Raw genomic sequence first — 20,366 nt, 5'->3', positions numbered from 1 at the left:
CAAAAACAACAATGAATGTTGGGGATACTTGTATCGTTAGTGGAAATGTATCATCGTCTGGTTCTCAGATTGCATCTGTAACTGCTGGAGTATACACAAATGCAAACGGTTCTGGTTGTGTGAATGGTATTCAGGCAACAAAGACAGTAAATAGTTATTATTATTATCTTTCCAATATTGATTCTGCGATTCATTTTGAAAGAATCCCTTCAGGAGGAACATACTATTTTGTTGTAACAGCAAAACTTCAAAACGGGACAACAAAGTCGGCATATAAACAATTTACAGTTAATGGAAAGACTTGTTCAACGCCTAAAGTAACATTTTCAGATGTTATAGGAGGAAAAACATTAAGTATTTCAGGTGGAAGTTCAGATACGATTAATTATACAATCAAGAAGAATGGATCAAACTTTGTAAGTGGAACGGCTACAGGATCTTATACAACAACTTTAAATTCAGTAGGAACTTATTCTGTGACTGCATATTCAAGTCGTTCAGGATATACTAAGAGTAGCAGCACATCTGGAAATACTACATTATCTCAAGCTGCAGCACCAATTATTACTCAAAGTATAACAGAAAATCATATAGTATTAAATATGAATAGTAGTACGTCTGGTACAACAATTTATTATACAACTAGTGGAAATACACCAACCATAAGTAGTACAAAGTTTTCTGGTGCAGTTTCTATAAATTCTGAAAAAACAATAAAAGCAATTGCTGTCAAAAGTGGTTATGTAAACAGTGAAATTGCAACAACTACTGTAAAATTAGAAGAACCAGCTGCTCCAGAGGGATTTACATTAAATGGGGATGAAAAAGTTCCTGTAGGAGATAATATTTCGGTAAAATGGGATTCTAATATAATGGCATCTAGTTATACAGTAACATTATATAAGAACGGAGAAAAAGTTGATTCTGTAACGACAACTGGAGAAACAGCTTCTTTTAATTTGAGTGAGAAAGGTAAATATGAATTAAAAGTATATGCATCTAACTTTGTCGGAAATAGTGAAAATTGTAGTACGACCTTAAATGTTGAAGCAATGGCACCATTAAAGGTAGATTTTGTAGACTGGGATGGAACAATAATTAAAGAACAAGAAGTTCCATATGGCTATGATGCATCATTACCAGATGATCCAGAAAGAAAAGGTTATACTTTTGTTTCATGGGAAAATAAGGATAAGATTACTAACGTAAAAAACGATTTAGAAGTTAAAGCTATATATAAGATTAATACTTATACAGTTAGATTTTATGATGCATCTGGTAATCAGGTTGGAAGTACACAAAAAGTAGAATATGGAGGAAAAGCCGAATCTCCAGAAAAGGATTTGACAGATATTCCAACAGGATATGTTTTTGCAGGATGGAAAGTAATAGAATCTGATAATGACAGCAAAGGTGATTATAAGTGTATTGATTCTAATATGAAGTTACAGGCAGTATATTATTGGGAAAATGATGAATTACCAGTAGTTAGTGAGATTACATCTGCAAACTGGAATGCAGAAACAGGTAATTATACAGTTAAAGTAAAATTGACAAATTATCCAAAACAAACAACAACAGCATTGTTAAGAGTTTCTTTGATGACATCTGAAGGTAAATTAGTTAAATCAGCAAAAGAAGAAATTGAAATATCAGCAGATGAAACAATTGAAGAAAGTATGATTTTGAAATATAGTGGGACAGCGACAAAGGCTACTGCTGTTGTACTTGGTCTTAAAGGAAATGATTTAACAGGTAGTGCATATTCTAAATTGGTATCAAAAGATGTTACAGTACAATCTGATTCTGTATGGTCCGACTGGTCAGAATGGAGTACTTCTGAAGCAACTGCATCAGAAGATACAGAAGTGGAAAAGAAAGTACAATATAGGTATGCAGATAAGTCTACAACTACAAGTACGTCTCCAAGCCTTAGTGGTTGGGAAAAATACGATACGAAAACTACTTGGAATGATTGGGGAAGTTGGAGTGGATGGAGTACAACTTCACAGACAGCTAGTGATTCTAAGCAGGTAGAAACTAGAACTACATATCGCTATTATGTATTTTATTGTCCTACTTGTGGAGGAAGGGAACCATTACAGGGAAAAAGTGACTGTGGAAAATATACTTTGAGTTCTTCTAACTGGGTCGAAAAATGGTTCCCGACAGCATATAAAGATTCAAAATCTGCAACTTATTCATATGCGACCTACAAACGATATACGACATCATTGGGAGATGGATTACGTTGGAACTTTAGTAGTGGAAATTTGAATTCTACTGCAGTTGGAACAAAAGATTCAGATTCAAGTGCAACTGTTATTCGAAAAGAATATCGTTATCGTACAAGAACACAGACTACAACTTATTATTATTATAAATGGAATGATTGGAGTGAATGGGGAGATAATGGATATACAGCCAGCGATTCTCGTAAAGTTGAAACTAGGACATTATATCGCACGCGTAAATTAGTGCCAGTTTATAGTAATCTTGCAGGAACCGAAGAAACGGGAAAATCGTATAGTATTTCTGGAAAGTTGTCTTCTGTTAATGTTGATTTAAATGGTAAGGTTGCGACTATTATGGTTTATAAGGGTAAGAATACGGATCCAAATGAAGATCAGATTCAGTATGTAAGTCAGACAACTATTGGGGAGGATAATGCTTATTCATTTGAGATTATACCAAAAACTGAACCTACAGATTTTACTGGAGATTATACGGTTTGTCTCGGCTTAGAAGGATCTACTGGATTGATTAATATTGATATGATTGAAGCACCTAAGCCAGTATATACAGTAAAATATACAGATTCAGAAGGAAAAGAAATATCTTCACAGGAAGTTAAAGCTGGCGATAGTGCAATTGTTCCTGAAAGTCCAAAAAAAGATGGTTATATATTTGTCGGTTGGAATATGAATGCAGTTAATGTGCAAGGTAATATGACAATTAGCGCAGTATTTGCTCCGCTTCAATATGTTGTAGCATATGTGGATAGTGCCAATAGTATAATTAGTTTTGAAAACTATCAGTATGGCGATAAATTAACTCCACCAGAGGATCCAGAGGCAGAAGGAAAAGAATTTGTTGGATGGGATTGCATCATTGATGGTGAAGATACAGTAAAAAGTAATATGGTAGCTAATGCAGTCTATAAAACCCAAACCTATATGGTTAATTTTGTGGATGAAAATGATGAAACGATAAGTAGTCAAAAAATTGAATATGGACAAACGGCTACACCTCCGGCAGCATTGGATGTAAAGGACAGAGACTTCCTAGGATGGAGTACAAATAAGGAATGGTGGAATGTTAAAGAAGATATGACAATAAAACCTATCCTCATTTATGCAGAGACTGCAGATGCACCATCAGCTTATTTTATACAAAATGATGATTATGTTGCAGTTTATTTAGAGTCAGCAACGGAAAATGCGGAAATTTACTATACGTTAGAAGATGAAAATCCTACAAAGGAGAGTACATTATATGACGGTCCGATTGTAATTGATGCATTTGATATTGATGCAGAAGAAGACAAAGATAATAATAATATTCTTGTTCATTTAAGTGCAAAATTAAAAGCAGTTGCTGTATGTGAGAATATGAATGATAGTGAAGTACAGGATGTTGTATATGAGGCAGATCAAACAATTCCAATTACTAAAGATGTAGTTATTACATTAGATGAGAATGGTGGAAAAGAACTTGATGAGGCAGTAATAGTTAATTTAGAAAATGAACCTATCGGAGAACTTCCAATACCGGAATATGAAGGATATACATTTGTAGGATGGTTTACTGATAAAGAAGATGGGGAACAGGTTACGGCAGAAAGTACTTTTTCAGAAGATACAACTTTATATGCACATTGGGTTGAAGATAAAGGAGATACACCATCTGTTGAGGATGGTATCCATATTAAAACTCAACCATTAGATTATACAGGAACTGTAGGGGAAACTGCTTCTTTTATAATAGAGGCAGAAGGTAATGGCTTAAGGTATCAATGGCAGTTCAGCAGTGACAAAGGAAGTACCTGGAAGAATTCGTCCCAGAATGGTAATAAGACAGACACGATCAAGGTGCCGATCACAGAGGCAAGAAATGGCCAGCAGTATCGTTGTGTGGTAACCGATGAAAATGGAAATAGTGTGACCTCGGGTGCAGCAAGTCTGATCATTGGAAAAGCTTCCGAAGGTCCAATGATCACAGGGCAGCCAGAAGATTATACAGGAGCAGTGGGAGATACAGCAGTATTTACGGTAACAGCAACTGGAGAAGGGTTAAAGTATCAGTGGCAATACAGCAATGACAAAGGGGCAACCTGGAAAAACTCTTCCCAGAGTGGTAATAAGACAGCGACGATCAAGGTGCCGATCACAGAGGCAAGAAATGGCCAGCAGTACCGCTGTATGGTAACAGATGTGAATGGAAATAAAGTAACATCTGATGTAGCAACACTGATTGTTGGAACCGCATCCGAAGGTCCAGTAATTACTGGACAGCCAGTAAATTATACAGGTGAGGTTGGAAAGACAGCAACATTTACCGTAACGGCAACTGGAGAAGAGTTAAAGTATCAGTGGCAATACAGCAATGACAAAGGGGCAACCTGGAAAAACTCTTCCCAGAGTGGTAATAAGACAGCGACGATCAAGGTGCCGATCACAGAGGCAAGAAATGGGCAGCAATACCGCTGTGTTGTAACCGATGCAAATGGAAGCAGTGTAACTTCAGAGGCAGCAAAGCTGATCGTTGGAACAGAATTAACAATCACTAGTCAACCTAGGGATTATACGGGAGAAGTAGGAGAGACTGCTGTATTTACCGTGGAAGCTAGCGGAGAAAGCTTAAGATACCAGTGGCAGTTTAGCAATGACGATGGAGCGAACTGGAGAAATTCTTCTCAGAGTGGCTGTAAGACATCTACCATCAGTGTGCCGATCACAGAGGCAAGAAATGGGCAGAAGTATCGTTGTGTAGTAACGGATGGAAATGGAAACAGTGTGACTTCAGAAGCAGGAACTTTGATAGTGAAGTAGTAATCAAACATAAGTGAAAAAGAAGGCAGTATATCAGAGATGGTATGCTGTCTTTCTTTTATAACAGATTATTATGACATTAAGTTGGCTATTTGTGACATTAAAGAAAATTAAGTTTTTCAAAATGATATAATGTGTGCATCTATCAAATGATCTCTAGGAATTCTGATTGATCATGCCAGCTAAACTCTGGCATTGGACTTTGAAAAGTAAATATTACTTGTGGAACAAAAAAATTGCATGAGAAATAAACATAGCGCTCACTATGTTTCAAAAGATGGTATGATAGACCATAGGATTATGCTACATTCAAAATCAACTTTCTGCGGGTGGATTCAAATGGCAAATCCCATGCATCCAGATGTTGTAACATAAGGATGTGATAAAGTCGGCAGTACCACATCTTAGTTGAACGGCGTCTGTCGTCTTCTAGTTTAAAGTCTAATTTCTCACGTTTATTTGAACGTTCAGCAGATGTTCTTGCATTGTATTCCAGTTTCCATTCTTTACTGCTTCTTGGTGAATTGTTGAATAATCTCGGATTATCTTTCATGACTAAATGAACCATTCGTCCATATTTTGCATCAGAACATGGTGTCTGACAGGTATAGGAAATACAGCTGGGAGTATCGCCAACATCAAAACCACTGAGGATAGCATAAAGTGGATCAATCTTAAGCTGTGCAGCCCATTCAGTTAATGAAGTAACTTTAAAATCAATGGACAAAAGATAAGAACGTTGCATGCAGGAAGGAGTTTTTGGCACGGGACCGAATTTTGAATATTTATCAGCCATAGGAGAATCAGTAGCCGATAGATCAAGGTTCCAAAAGCGCTCAATGATATCCCATGTGGAAAGCGCAATAGAATCTGGATCAGGATAATATTTACGAAGATTAGTAACAACAAAGTTTTGGTAGTCAGCATGACTGCCGCAGTTAACAGGTAACATAAAATCGTCTCCAAACAAAAAACGAACCGGCGCCGCCGGAATAATATGCTTCTTGATTAAAAAGGCGCGAAGCACCACATTTTTAAAGGGATATGTCAAGTGTTTTAATGAAAAAATTTAATGAAAAAAGTGGGTGATTTTTATAAAAAAAGAATCTGAAAGCCTTGATTTTACTGGTTTAAAGAATCCGAGAGATTATTTATAGAAAAAGGAGGAAAAATGAAGAAGAGAATAAAACAGTTAACAGTCGTTATATTGGCATTTTTAATGTGTATTAATTATAATACAGTTGGATTTTTTAATATGCGGGTATTATTTGCAAAAGAAGGAATAGTGCAGATGATTTCATCTTTTGCACAAGAAGAACCACAGTATTATTATTTTAATGGGAAACCGGATCTGGAAGAAATTATGAATAGCTTACCAGATACAATAGAAGTTTATTTGGAGAACTCTGAAGAGATAACAGAGATACCAGTTAGTTGAAAATGCGAGGGTGACTATGAAGATTCTCATTATTACTATTATCAATTTAATCCTGTATGGGATGAAAATGAATATGGATGTAATTTAGTCGAACTGCCATATGCTGGTATATATGTAACAAATGCTACCAATAAAAATGGATTAAAAAAATCAGTTACAAGCAGCCCGCATGAAACTACGGTTTATAACTTCTTAATTAATAACGTTGGACTGAATACTGCAGGAGCATGTGGCGTAATGGCTAATATACAATGTGAATCAAATTTTAGTCCAACAGCAGTAAATCCAAATGACACTGGTGGAACGAAAAGTTATGGGATATGTCAATGGAACAATGGAGAAGCCGCAGGAAATAGATATAATAAGTTAATTACATGGTGCAATAATAATGGATATGATTATACTACTTTAACTGGTCAGTTGTATTTTATGAAACATGAATTAGATAGTGATTCATATTTTCGGTTATCTACATTAAAAGCAGTTGCCAATACAGCAGATGGGGCCTCAGAAGCAGCATTGTGTTGGGCAAAATATTATGAAGGCTGTTCAAGTAGTTATTATACCACAAGGCAGGACCTTGCAAGGAATAAGTATTGGCCTGAGTATGCAGCAGTAACAGAGCTAAAGATCACAAACTATAATACACCGGGGACACTGACACAGGGAAGCACCTTTTCCATCAAAGGCACCATATCTTCCCCGACCAAACTGACATCCGTGACCGTAGGAGTCTATGATTATGATGAAAAATGCTGGACTGGGAAGACCGTGAATCCAAACTCTACGACATATGATATCCATAACATGGATAATGATATTTTATTCAACAATCTGCCGGCAGGCATGTATGCATATCGTGTCATCGCCACCAATTCAGCCGGGACAACGTGGCTGGTGGCAAAAGCTTTTGCCGTGCTGGGTACTTCGGCAACGGTCCAGGATGGGACCTACTATATACGCTCAAATTCCAATAGTGACCGTTCAGTCGGGATCGCTGGTGATTCGAACGAATCAAACGCGAATGTAGAGGTGCAGGAATCAAGAACATCTGCATATCAGGCATTTTATTTTAAGTACAAAGGGAACGGCATATACAGCATCCGGGATGTCGGATCGGGGATGTATCTGGATATAGAAGGTGGAGCCACGGCATCCGGGACAAATGTATGGCAGCACGCATATAATGGCTCTAAGGCACAGAGCTGGTATGTGCTGCCATGCGGGAGCATATACTGCCTTGTCCCACAGCATGCTACGGAAACAGCGCTAGATATGCGCAGTGGCAACCAAAACATCGGGGATACTGTACAGATATATAACCAGAACCTGATAAATGCACAGAAGTTCAGGCTGGTCAGGACAGATGGTGACTTTGAGACAGGGCATAAGATCACCTTTGATGCCCAGGGAGGAAGTTTCAAGGAAGCGCATGCAAGGCGTAAAGTGGACGGTTTTAATACGGGAAGGGGCACACAGCAGCTGATCGTCTATAATGTGCCAGGGATGACCGTAGACACCAATCAGTATGGAGGAGAAGTGGTGGTTTCTGCGGATGGGACCATGACACAAATCCGTGCATATGGCTCCACGATGCAGGTAAAGGTACCGGACGGAGGGATGGTAGTCTCCGGCCATTTTGATAATGGAAAGGGCGGAGTGGAATTCACGGATCAGGTCTCTGTCGGGAATTATGTCGGATGCGATTATGAGGACCAGATGGTCTATGCCTACGGCTCCTATGATGCATATCTGGCATCCCACAAATATGTAGAGGATGCAGAGGTCTATGGGGACCTGCCGATACCAGAGAGGGAAGGATATCTGTTCGATGGATGGTATACCAGAGAGGACGGGGGGACCAGGATCAACAGGAGCAGCACCTATGCAGCGGACACCCTGTATGCACGATGGAGAGAGGAAGGAGACCCGGCTGCAACAGCAGAGGTGGCCAGGGGGCACCATAAATATGAGATCTATGACTACAGCATGAGCTGGAAGGAGGCTAGGGCTTTCTGTGAAGCGAGAGGGGGCTATCTGGCGACGATCACCAGCCAGGAGGAAAACGATCTGTTGAAAGGACTGACGGCAGAAGGGAACCAGGGATATTACAGCATCGGATGCAGTTCAGAGGAGGAAGTCGGGAAATGGGAATGGGTGACAGGAGAAGCGTTCAGCTACAGCAACTGGGACACCGATTATCCGGAAGGGAATGCGGAAAATGAAGGATATGCCTATTTCATAGCAAAGGACAATCCACCGAATAAAGCTCCGGGCGAGTGGATCGACCGGACGGATAGATCTGGTGCATCTAGCGGCTTTTATCATCATAATAATGGAGGATTGATCTGTGAGTATGACGTCAAATACGGACAGACCATTGCAGGAAGCGATTCCTATACAAAGACCTATGGGGATGATCCGTTCACACTGGATGTCAGATTGACTGAAGGAGATGGAAGCCTCTCTTATCATTCCAGTGATACCGGTGTGGTAGAGGTCACAGATGACGGAAGGGTGGCCATAAAGGGAGCTGGTACGGCTGTGATCACGGTGACAGTATCAGAGACAGAGGAATATGAGGCTACATCCAAAGAGATCACGGTGAAGGTGGAAAAGGCATCCCCTGCCATCAGTGCCGTATTGTCCGCTGATACAATCCGGACCGGGGAAAGAGCAAAGGTATCCGCATCAACATCTGGGGATGGCGCCATCCGCTATCAGATCGATGACGAAAATATCGCCACGGTGGATGGGTCCGGCATGATCACTGGGAAACAGGCAGGGACAGTGACAGTCACTGTCACCTCAGAAGAGACGAGGAACTACCGGGGTGCATCCATGACATTGACTCTGACAGTAGAAGGCGGAAAGGAAGCGGCCACGATCACCAGCCAGCCGGAAGACTATAAGGGAGCAGTTGGAGAGACGGCAGTCTTTACGGTAAGGGCAGAAGGCACGGGCCTGAGCTACCAGTGGCAGTATAGCAATGACAGAGGGAATGCATGGAAGGACTCTTCCCAGAGTGGGAATAAGACAGATACGATCAAAGTGCCGGTCACGGCAGCGAGGGACGGCCAGCAGTACCGCTGTGTGGTGACGGATGGAGAAGGGAACAAGGCAATATCCAGCGCAGCAAGACTGATCGTTGGGGCAGCTACCCAGGGAGTATCCATCACCAGCCATCCGGAGGATTATACCGGGGCAGTTGGAGAGACGGCAGTCTTTACGGTAAGGGCAGAAGGCACGGGCCTGAGCTACCAGTGGCAGTACAGCAATGACGGAGGGAATGCATGGAAGAATTCTTCCCAGAATGGAAGCCGGACATATATGATCAAAGTGCCAATCACAGCAGCTAGAAATGGCCAGCAGTACCGTTGTGTGGTAACCGATGAAAGGGGAAATAGTGTGACTTCAGAAGCAGGTACACTGAGGGTACAATAAAAGATTGTTAATTAGGAGAAGGATGAAAGTCCTTCTCCTGTTTTGTATGTTTGGATATTTATGACATTAAATAGGACGTTTATGTCAATAAAAAAAATGTTACTTGTTGACGTGATATAATTTTTTTATTCATTTTAGAATTATATCATAAAGAGGAGGAACGTATGAAAAGACACAAGAAGCGTATTCTGGCGGTACTGTTGTCTATCATGATGATTATCGGTTCAGTGCCTGTAGAGGTATATGCTGCTAAGGATCAAACAACAGTGAAGACAGAGACGGAAGAAAAGGAAAATTCTGCAATTGATGGAGTCATAGATTCTGTTAAAAAGGCAGTTGATGGTGTAATGGACGATGGGGAAGAGGGGGCAGAGGCACAAGAAGACTCATCTGATGCCACAGAAAACAAAGAAGAAATCACAGAAACGAATAAGACGGTAAAATCAGATACTGGAGCCACAACAGAGGAAAGTGGGAATCTGATTTATGGGACAGATGGAATCATTACCCGTGCGGAATGGCTACATGATTTGACCGTTGTTTTTGGAATGACAGTAGAAGAGGATAATTATCCAGACAATTATTTTAGTGATTTGAAAGAAGATCATACATATTACAAGGATATTCTTTTAGCAATCCAGTTTGGGGTAGTGGATATTGAGGAAGGAGATCCTATTCATCCAGATGATCCGGTTACCAGAGATTTTGCAGTAAAGACATTGAATTTCTGTCTTGGATTTCAGCTGGATGAAGGAACAGAATATACATTCAGCGATTCAGCGGATTGTTCATCACCAGATGATGCTCAAATTTCGGTGAATCGGCAATGGATTAAATTGGTCGATGGAAGATTTTCACCTGAGACTAATATAACGTCAGAAGAAGTACAGACCATGTTATCTGATGTACAGAAGGTATTAGAAGCGGATGTAGTAGATGAAAGCTACGACAGTCAGTATGATCTTGCAGATGGGGTAGTGGAAGTACCAGATGGAACAATAGTTTCTGTAGATGAAGAGAATCGTGTTACGATTACGGACTGTCCAGTTACCATTGAAAGCGGAACTCAGTTTGTTGTTTATCAAAATGGAATTGCTAATGCATATACTGCTGAGAGTGTGACAAAGGATGGAAATACAATTACAATTGTGACAAAAGATACTGATAATGAGGATGCCTTTGCTGCGGTTGATGCACAGGGAGTTGTTGAAGCTGATCTTATGGATATCCAGCCAGCAGAGGGGGTTGAAGTAACGTACAGCAATGAAGAGACGGGTGAGACTTATTCATCAGCTCGTGTAGCAGAGAGAAAAATAACAGAGAAACAATATAAATCTGCACATTTTACAAAAACCGTAAATCTGGGAAGCGGAGTATCCGTAGATGTCAAGGTAGATATTACAAATCCTAAAGTTTATTATGAATTCAGTACTTTAAAACAAAAAGCTTATTTAAAATTTACATCTGATGCTCAGATTACCTATATGGGAAAAGGGAATATTACAGAAGCATTGGGCAGCCAGACAGTAACCATTGCAAATTGGGGAATTCAGGGAGTAGGTGGAATTGATATCAATGCAGACTTTGACCTGTCAGGTTCTATCAGCGGAACACAAAAAGCCTATATCGAAACTGGATTTTCATTAAATAAGAAAGATGGATTGCGTATTCTTCAGTCCTTTCAGGCAAAATTATATTCTATTTCTATAGAGGCCAATGGACAGGCTGGAATCAATATAAAAGCAGGACTTACGAAGCCAAGTTTTGCCAAAGCATATGTGTATGCCAAAGCTGGAGGAATCGCAAAGTTAGAAGCAGATCAGTACTTTGATGATCAGACTCCAGAAAAATGCGTACAGTTTACCGCATACTTATATGCATCGTATGGTGCATATGCCAGCTGTTCCTGGATAGATGAGACGTATGAGAAGAAGGTCGTTATCTATGATGGAACAAATTCACCGATTAATATTGACCATCACTATGAAGATGGTAAGAAAGTAGGATTTTGTAGTAGGGGAAAAAGCTATAAATATCTAACCTCTGGCTATTCTCAATATGCAGGAAGTGGATGGGGCAGTGGAAGTGGAGATGGATACGATGCAGAAGGAAATCCAATCACGATTTATAAATATAGTTTAAGTGAAGATGGAAATGCAACCATTACCAAATACAGTGGAAATGCAAGAGCATTGATCATTCCGAGTCAGTTGGATGGGCATAAGGTAGTAGCTTTGGGGAATGAATCTTTTGCAAGTAATACACTGCTTCAATCTGTAATCATACCGAATGGCATAACATCTATTGGAAGTAGTGTATTTAGTAGATGTAGTAATCTGCAGAGCATAGAAATACCGGATACGGTAACAACTATAGGAGATGCTGCATTTGAAAATACAGGATTGGTATCATTGGCACTGCCAAAGAATCTGACCAGCATGGGAAGAGAGATATTGAGCGGGAATACAGGAGTGACAGAGATCACGATACCAAAGACAGTAACTAGTATGCAGGGAGGAGGCTTTAAAGAAGGGTCATTTCGCGGCAGTAATATCGAGAAAGCAGTGATAGAAGAAGGGATGACAGAATTACCCGATTATGCATTTGATGGAGCCACTGCGCTGAAAAGTGTGGAGATACCGGATACGGTAACGAGGATAGGAGCCGTTGCATTTAAGGACTGTACAGCTTTAAATAACATAAATATACCAGACAGTGTGACAGCGATAGGAGATGCTGCATTTGAAAATACAGGATTGGTATCATTGGCACTGCCAAAGAATCTGACCAGCATGGGAAGAGAGATATTGAGCGGGAATACAGGAGTGACAGAGATCACGATACCAAAGACAGCAACTAGTATGCAGGGAGGAGGCTTTAAAGAAGGGTCATTTCGCGGCAGTAATATCGAGAAAGCAGTGATAGAAGAAGGGATGACAAAATTACCCGATTATGCATTTGATGGAGCAACTGCGCTAAAAAGTGTGGAGATACCGGATACGGTAACGAGGATAGGAGCCGTTGCATTTCAGGACTGTACAGCTTTAAGTAACATAAATATACCAGACAGTGTGACAGCGATAGGAGATGCTGCATTTGAAAATACAGGATTGGTATCATTAACACTGCCAAAGAATCTGACCAGCATGGGAAGAGAGATATTGAGCGGGAATACAGGAGTGACAGAGATCACGATACCAAAGACAGCAACTAGTATGCAGGGAGGAGGCTTTAAAGAAGGGTCATTTCGCGGCAGTAATATCGAGAAAGCAGTGATAGAAGAAGGGATGACAGAATTACCTGATTATGCATTTGATGGAGCAACTGCGCTAAAAAGTGTGGAGATACCGGATACGGTAACGAGGATAGGAGCCGTTGCATTTCAGGACTGTACAGTTTTAAGTAACATAAATATACCAGACAGTATAACAGCGATAGGAGATAATGTATTTAGAAATACAGGATTGACTAGGATAGAAATACCAAATTCTGTTACTCAAATAGGAAATAATACTTTTTACGATTGTAAAAATCTTTCTTATGTAAAATTACCAGATACTAGAGCTACAATTACCAACAGCATGTTTTATAATTGTACAAGTTTAGAAATAATTGCTTTACCGGATACAATTACAAATATTAATGATTCAGCTTTTGAAAATAGCGGATTAAAATCAATCACGATTCCTGAAAAAGTGACATCTGTTGGAAATAATGCATTTAAGAATTCACCACTGGAATCGGTAGAATTTAAAGATTCTAATGCAACCATTGGAGAATCAGCATTTAACAACTGTGTATCATTATCTAATGTTGTATTAGGAAAAAATATTAAGACACTAGGAAAGTATGCATTTTATGGCTGTGATGCATTAGCAAAAATTGAGATTCCAAATAGTGTAACAAGCATAGGAACATATATTTTCCAACATTGTGATACATTAGCAGATGTAACATTAGGGAATGGAATTACCAGCATTCCATCATATGCATTTGACCAGTGTGCAAAATTAGAAAAGATTACCGTTCCTTACCGAGTAACAACGATAAAAGATCATGCATTTTCAAATAGCGTAGAATTTAAGGAAATCATAATTCCAAGGGCAGTTACCAGTATTGATTCTACAGCGTTCAGTTATCTTGATAAACTTACCATTTATGGAATTGCAGGAACGTATGCTGAGACATTTGCTAATGATCATGGAATCAAGTTCGTAAACCAGGAAGTAAAAGCAACAGAAGTTACTTTAAATAAGACAGAATTGACGTTAAATAAAGGACAGAAGGATAAACTGATTATGTCTGTTACTCCTTCAAATTTCACAGATGAAGTATCCTGGAAGAGTTCCAACACGGATATTATCACCATTGATGATACAGGCTTAGTGACAGCGAAAGCATTAGGAACTGCTACTATTAAATTAATCGTGGGGGATGTGAACACATCATGTAAGGTAACTGTGGTACAGCCAGTGACTTCGATTTCTCTGAATAAGACTTCTCTTTCAATGGAGGCATTGGATACTTATCAGTTAACAGCAACTGCCAATCCAAGTGAAGCAGCCAACAAGGAAGTGGAATGGAGTTCTTCAAATGAAGAAGTTGCAACCATTGACCAGAATGGTATGGTAAGAGCCTTAGGAAAAGGAACAGCTGAGATTAAAGTTAGTGCAAAGGACGGAAGTGGTGTTAGCAATAAATGTACGGTTACGGTAAGTAATACCGCTCATGTTGCAGCTACTGTGGAAGAGATGGAAAGTCCTCATAACTATGAGAATAATTGCTCTGATTTTTGGGTTTACACATTAGAAGGGGCAGAAACTTTAAGCATTATATTTGATGAAAGAACAAATATAGAAGAGGACTTTGATTTCTTATATATTTATGATGGTAATGGAAATGAGATAGGTAAGTACACAGGCACCATATTAGCCGGTCAGATGATAACGATTCCAGGTGATACCATAAGGATTAAGTTGGTATCAGATAGTTCTGGAAATGAATGGGGATTTAAAGCTTCTAGCATCGTAGATCCAAATCGGAAACCTTCGGTAGAAGTTGTCAGTCAGCCAGAAGATTATACAGGAGCGGTAGGGGATACTGCAGTATTTACGGTTGAAGCAATAGGAGAAGGGCTCACCTATCAGTGGCAGTTCAGTAATGATAAGGGAAGTACCTGGAAGAACTCTTCCCAGAGCGGCAACCAGACGGATACGATCCGTGTGCCGATCACAGAAGCAAGAAATGGCCAGCAGTACCGCTGCATTGTGACAGATGGAGAAGGTAATCAGGCAATCTCTGAATCAGGAACACTGGTTGTAAGCAAGAAAGCAGAAGCATTGGTGATCGCTACTCAGCCGTCAGATTATACGGGAGCGGTGGGAGAGACCGCAACCTTTACAGTGAAGGCAGCTGGTAATGGGCTTATCTATCAATGGCAGTTCAGCAGTGACAAAGGAAGTACCTGGAAGAATTCGTCCCAGAATGGTAATAAGACAGACACGATCAAGGTGCCGATCACAGAGGCAAGAAATGGCCAGCAGTATCGTTGTGTGGTAACCGATGAAAATGGAAATAGTGTGACCTCGGGTGCAGCAAGTCTGATCATTGGAAAAGCTTCCGAAGGTCCAATGATCACAGGGCAGCCAGAAGATTATACAGGAGCAGTGGGAGATACAGCAGTATTTATCGTAACAGCAACTGGAGAAGAGTTAATATACCAGTGGCAGTACAGCAATGACAAAGGGGCAACCTGGAAAAACTCTTCCCAGAGTGGTAATAAGACAGCGACGATCAAGGTGCCAATCACAGAGGCAAGAAATGGCCAGCAGTACCGCTGTATGGTAACAGATGTGAATGGAAATAAAGTAACATCTGATGCAGCAAGATTGATTGTTGGAACCGCATCCGAAGGTCCAGTAATTACCGGACAGCCAGTAAATTATACAGGTGAAGTTGGAAAGACAGCAACATTTACCGTAACGGCTACTGGAGAGGAATTAAAATACCAGTGGCAGTACAGCAATGACAAAGGGGCAACCTGGAAAAACTCTTCCCAGAGTGGTAATAAGACAGCGACGATCAAGGTGCCGATCACAGAGGCAAGAAATGGCCAGCAGTACCGCTGTGTTGTAACCGATGCAAATGGAAGCAGTGTAACTTCAGAGGCAGCAAAGCTGATCGTTGGAACAGAACTAACGATCACCAGCCAGCCGGAAGATTATATCGGAGCAGTGGGAGATACGGCAAGCTTTACGGTAGGAGCCAACGGAGAAGGGTTAAAGTACCAGTGGCAGTATAGCAATGATGATGGAACCAGCTGGAGAAATTCTTCTCAGAGTGGAAGTAAGACATCTACCATCAGCGTGCCAATCACAGCAGCTAGAAATGGGCAGCAGTACCGTTGTGTGGTAACCGATGAAAGAGGAAATAGTGTGACTTCAGAAGCAGGTACACTGAGGGTACAATAAGATACTGATAACATGAATGGGAGAAGGAGTTTATCCTTCTCCCATTTTTGAGATAGCATCCAGTCTAAAACCGATTTTGTAACTAAAAAGGTCATTTATGACAATCCAGATTCTGAAAGTGTAAAAAATAGTATAATGAATGCAATTATAGTTCATTAGGAGGTAAGAGATGAAAAAACAATTAACAGCAGTATTGCTATGCTTTTTGTTGATACTTTCTGTTATGACATCGGCATTGGGAGTTGATGTGAAAGCAAGCGGAACAAAAGAGATTACGTATATTAATCCATTGTATCAGGATGTAATAGACGAATCGGATTTAAATCAACCATCGGAATTGGGAATTGCACCAGCTTCGGAAGAAGAATATTATGATAATATTTCAGAAGCTGGTAATGATATGAGAAGTCATCTTGTCGGTCGCGAAGAAACAATCACAATACAATATCAAGCGGAGGAATATAGTTCCGAACTGGTAAAAGGGATTGTAGCAGATGCTATGAAGCATACGGGTAATCCTAAAGAAGGTGATTACTTAAGATGGCAGTATGCAGGTTGGAAATCAAGTACCAGTTATTATCGTTCTGATAATATATGTTATATGACGATAACTTACACGATGACATATTATACTACCAGAGAGCAGGAAGAAGCTTTGGATCAGAAGATGGATTCAGTATTAAATCAACTGAATATCGAGAATACCAGTAATTATAAAAAAATTCAGGCGGTGTATGATTATATTTGTGATAATGTAATATATGATTATGATAATCTGGAGGATGATGAATACAAATTAAAGTATACGGCATATGCTGCTTTAATGGATGGAACTGCTGTATGTCAGGGATACGCAGTATTATTCTATCGAATGGCATTGGAATTAAATATAGATGCAAGAGTCATTACTGGAGTTGGTAATGGAGGTCCACATGGATGGAATATTGTTGATTTAAAGAATCAGTATTATAACTTGGATGCTACTTGGGATGCTGGTCGCTCATCCTATCGCTATTTCTTGAAATGCAATGAAAATTTCGGAGATCATACGAGAGATGAGGAATATACAACGGATGAATTTCAAAAGTCTTATCCAATGGCAAGTAAGGATTATGAAGATCTTCCAATGATTATAATCACAAAGCAGCCTGTGGATTATACAGGAAAGGCAGGAGATATTGCTGAATTTGTTGTAGAAGCAGAAGGAACGGATTTACTTTATCAGTGGCAATTCAGCAGTGATGGTGGAACAACATGGAAGAATTCTTCTCAAAATGGGAATAAGACAGCAAGATTAAAGGTACCAGTGACAGAAGCAAGAGATGGTCAACAGTATCGCTGTGTAATCAAGGATACAGAGGACGAGCAGGTCATATCAGATGTGGCAGTTTTAATCGTGGAAGCGGAAGCGTTGGCAATTGTGGGGCAACCATCTGATTATACCGGAGGGGTTGGAGATATCGCTCAATTTACCGTAGATGCAGTTGGAAAAGGATTAAGCTATCAGTGGCAGTTTAGCGGTGATAATGGAACAACATGGAAGAGTTCTTCACAAAGTGGAAACCGAACAAAAACCATAAGTGTGCCAATTACAGAAGCTAGAAGCGGTCAATTATATCGATGCATGGTGAAAGATGCAGAAGGTAATCAGATAATATCAGAGGCAGCAGTTTTAAAAGTGGAAGCGGAAACATTGGTAATTAACAGCCAGCCCAAAGATTATACTGGAGTAGTAGGAGATACGGCATCATTTACTGTAAAAGCAACAGGCAATAGTCTAAAATACCAATGGCAGTACAGTAATAATAAAGGAGAAATCTGGAAAAATTCTTCTCAAAGTGGAAGTAGAACAGCAACTGTGAATGTACCGATTACAGAAGCAAGAGATGGGCAGCAATATCGTTGTGTCGTAACCGACAAAAATGGAAATAGTGTGACCTCAGAAGCAGCAAAGCTAATTGTTGGAACAGAATTAACAATCACTAGTCAGCCAGAAGATTATACAGGAGATGTAGGAGATACAGCTGTATTTACTATTCAGGCTGCAGGAGAAGGATTAAAATATCAGTGGCAGTTTAGTAATGATGATGGGAAAAACTGGAGAAATTCCTCTCAGAGTGGAAATAGGACAGCAACCGTGAATGTACCGATTACGGAAGCGAGAGATGGACAGCAGTATCGCTGTGTTGTAACCGATAAAAATGGAAATAGTGTAACCTCAGAAGTTGCAAAATTGTTTGTGAAAACAGAAATGGTGCGGAATCTGTAACAGTCATAGCCATTACAGGTGAAATTGATCAGTATAGCCATATTGATAGAGATCATGTGTTTAATAACATTGGTGTACGACCAGCATTAACTTTAGATCTTTCATATTCTCAATGGTCTTTGGCAGGAACTGTACAGAGTGAATCTAATGGCATTATTATTGATTAAAGCTTTTTTAATTATAGATAAAAATATAATTCATATTTAAGCAGAAAAGTACTTTTTATGACCATAACCTGGGTAATTATGACAAACTAAAAAAAATAAATAATGAAAATGCTATAATAAAAAACAATGTATGAATAAAGAATTATAAGGAGGAACAATGAAAATGAAAAGAAAGCTGCAGATACTATTCTTTCTCATTATTATGACCGTATGTGTAGGTTGTGGTGGGACAGCGGATGAGAAAAAGAGTACCACAGAGGAAACAAAGGCAACAAAGGAAACAGTAGAGACAGATCCAGGATTGAATGTAGCGAAGGATGAGTTTACATTTGATAAGCTTGTAGGGAGAATTGGTAAAAAAGAGGCAAATACATATAAGATGTTTGGTGCAGATGAAAAAGCGGATCAGTACAAGACAAAGTTATTCGGAGAGGATGTTATAGCATCTTTAACGGCAAAAGATAAAAAAGTGAGCACGATTACTTTGCTATTTGAAAAGACAGACTCAGGATCTTTGGAAAACGCAATTTCTGAACAACTTGGAGCGGATGGAAAAGAAAAAGAGAAAAAAATCCAGTGGAAATATGATGGAAATACCGTTATTCTTTCTAAGGAATCAAAGGGATGTAAAGTTACGATTAAATAATAGTGGGATATCTGTAGTCTGAGATAGAGAGAATAAATTGTAAAGTAGGGAAGTTGGCCGATTCATTGAGGGATGAAGATGATAAGTGGAGTAGAGAATATACAAAGAAAAGAAAACGTTACTTATAAAAGAACGTTTTGCATCAACCAAAAAAGCTATGAAATAGGAAAACGATTCATGGATATTGTTTTATCAGCATTTGCATTATTCGTGCTAAGTCCTGTATTTTTAATTATTGCTATTGCGATTAAATTAGAAGATAGAGGAGAAGTGATCTATTCGCAGACACGTATGACAAAGCATGGAAGAACATTTAAAATGTATAAATTTCGTTCCATGTGCATGGACGCAGATAAAAAGAAAGAGAAGCTATTAGAGCAAAATGAGATGGACGGTCCGGCATTTAAGATAAAAGATGATCCTAGAATTACAAGGGTTGGAAAATTTATTCGAAAAACTAGTATTGATGAATTACCTCAGTTGGTGAATGTGCTACAGGGGGATATGTCAATTGTAGGTCCAAGACCACCACTTCCATCAGAGGTAGCACAATATACACAGTATCAGATGCACAGGCTGGATGTTAAGACAGGATTGGCATGTTATCGGGAATGTGAAGGGCGAAGTAACATCAGTGATTTTGCCCAGTGGGTAGAACTTGATTTAAAGTACATACAGGAACGAGGTTTTTGGACAGATTGTAAGGTTATTCTAAAAACAATAAGAGTGGTACTTATGTGTGAAGGAGCAGAGTAAACATATAAATGCTTAGTTAGAAGAACTGATAAAAAGAGCGATTGCAAAATGAAAGGAATTTTTTGATTTTCTTTCACGGCAATGGCTCTTTTTGTGTTAAAATCTATTCATACGAAAGAAAGAGG

The 20,366-nt window shown here is 39.5% G+C and carries 8 protein-coding genes; 7 read left to right on the top strand and 1 reads right to left on the bottom strand.

The features are described from left to right. Positions 1-11: 11 nt before the first annotated feature. A complete protein-coding gene (locus BHF69_RS08630; protein WP_242946133.1) occupies positions 12-5,051 on the top strand; it encodes an InlB B-repeat-containing protein in 5,040 nt (1,679 codons plus the stop codon). Positions 5,052-5,349: 298 nt separating this feature from the next. Here the strand turns inward: BHF69_RS08630 and BHF69_RS13810 are convergent, their stop codons facing one another. Continuing rightward, the gene (locus BHF69_RS13810) at positions 5,350-6,003 is read right to left on the bottom strand and encodes a hypothetical protein (RefSeq protein ID WP_083651170.1); all 654 of its coding nucleotides are present in this window, start codon (positions 6,001-6,003) and stop codon (positions 5,350-5,352) included. A 219-nt stretch (positions 6,004-6,222) separates the two neighbouring features. On the opposite strand from BHF69_RS13810, the gene BHF69_RS08615 reads away from it, so the two are divergent. From BHF69_RS08615 to BHF69_RS08590, 6 genes are all read left to right on the top strand, one after another. Then, entirely contained in the window at positions 6,223-6,489 is a 267-nt protein-coding gene (locus BHF69_RS08615; protein ID WP_075670657.1) for a hypothetical protein, read from the top strand. 93 nt (positions 6,490-6,582) lie between these two features. Next, the gene (locus tag BHF69_RS08610; protein ID WP_330393129.1) at positions 6,583-9,933 is read left to right on the top strand and encodes a phage tail tip lysozyme; all 3,351 of its coding nucleotides are present in this window, start codon (positions 6,583-6,585) and stop codon (positions 9,931-9,933) included. 164 nt (positions 9,934-10,097) lie between these two features. Continuing rightward, positions 10,098-16,403 carry a leucine-rich repeat protein gene (locus BHF69_RS08605; protein WP_075670653.1) on the top strand — a complete coding sequence of 2,102 codons (6,306 nt, stop codon included), beginning with the start codon at positions 10,098-10,100 and terminating at the stop codon, positions 16,401-16,403. Between the two features lie 169 nt (positions 16,404-16,572). Further along, positions 16,573-18,672, top strand: coding sequence for a transglutaminase domain-containing protein (locus BHF69_RS08600; RefSeq protein WP_075670651.1), 2,100 nt, complete (start codon positions 16,573-16,575; stop codon positions 18,670-18,672). A 324-nt stretch (positions 18,673-18,996) separates the two neighbouring features. Further along, entirely contained in the window at positions 18,997-19,485 is a 489-nt protein-coding gene (locus BHF69_RS08595) for a hypothetical protein (RefSeq protein ID WP_075670649.1), read from the top strand. A gap of 177 nt (positions 19,486-19,662) precedes the next feature. Beyond that, positions 19,663-20,241, top strand: a complete 579-nt coding sequence (locus tag BHF69_RS08590) for a sugar transferase (protein ID WP_330393090.1) — start codon at positions 19,663-19,665, stop codon at positions 20,239-20,241. Positions 20,242-20,366: the final 125 nt, after the last annotated feature.

Origin of the sequence: Anaerostipes sp. 992a (genome assembly GCF_001940245.1) — a bacterium.
In the GTDB taxonomy this organism is placed as follows: Bacteria; Bacillota; Clostridia; order Lachnospirales; family Lachnospiraceae; genus Fimousia.
This window is presented reverse-complemented; position numbering and strand designations above follow the sequence as displayed.

What these genes read in the sequence shown, in the direction of transcription:
- BHF69_RS08630 (WP_242946133.1), top strand. Translation starts at nt 12, where the DNA reads ATGAATGTTGGGGATACTTGTATCGTTAGTGGAAATGTATCATCGTCT.
- BHF69_RS13810 (WP_083651170.1), bottom strand. Translation starts at nt 6,003, where the DNA reads ATGTTACCTGTTAACTGCGGCAGTCATGCTGACTACCAAAACTTTGTT.
- BHF69_RS08615 (WP_075670657.1), top strand. Translation starts at nt 6,223, where the DNA reads ATGAAGAAGAGAATAAAACAGTTAACAGTCGTTATATTGGCATTTTTA.
- BHF69_RS08605 (WP_075670653.1), top strand. Translation starts at nt 10,098, where the DNA reads ATGAAAAGACACAAGAAGCGTATTCTGGCGGTACTGTTGTCTATCATG.
- BHF69_RS08600 (WP_075670651.1), top strand. Translation starts at nt 16,573, where the DNA reads ATGAAAAAACAATTAACAGCAGTATTGCTATGCTTTTTGTTGATACTT.
- BHF69_RS08595 (WP_075670649.1), top strand. Translation starts at nt 18,997, where the DNA reads ATGAAAATGAAAAGAAAGCTGCAGATACTATTCTTTCTCATTATTATG.
- BHF69_RS08590 (WP_330393090.1), top strand. Translation starts at nt 19,663, where the DNA reads ATGGATATTGTTTTATCAGCATTTGCATTATTCGTGCTAAGTCCTGTA.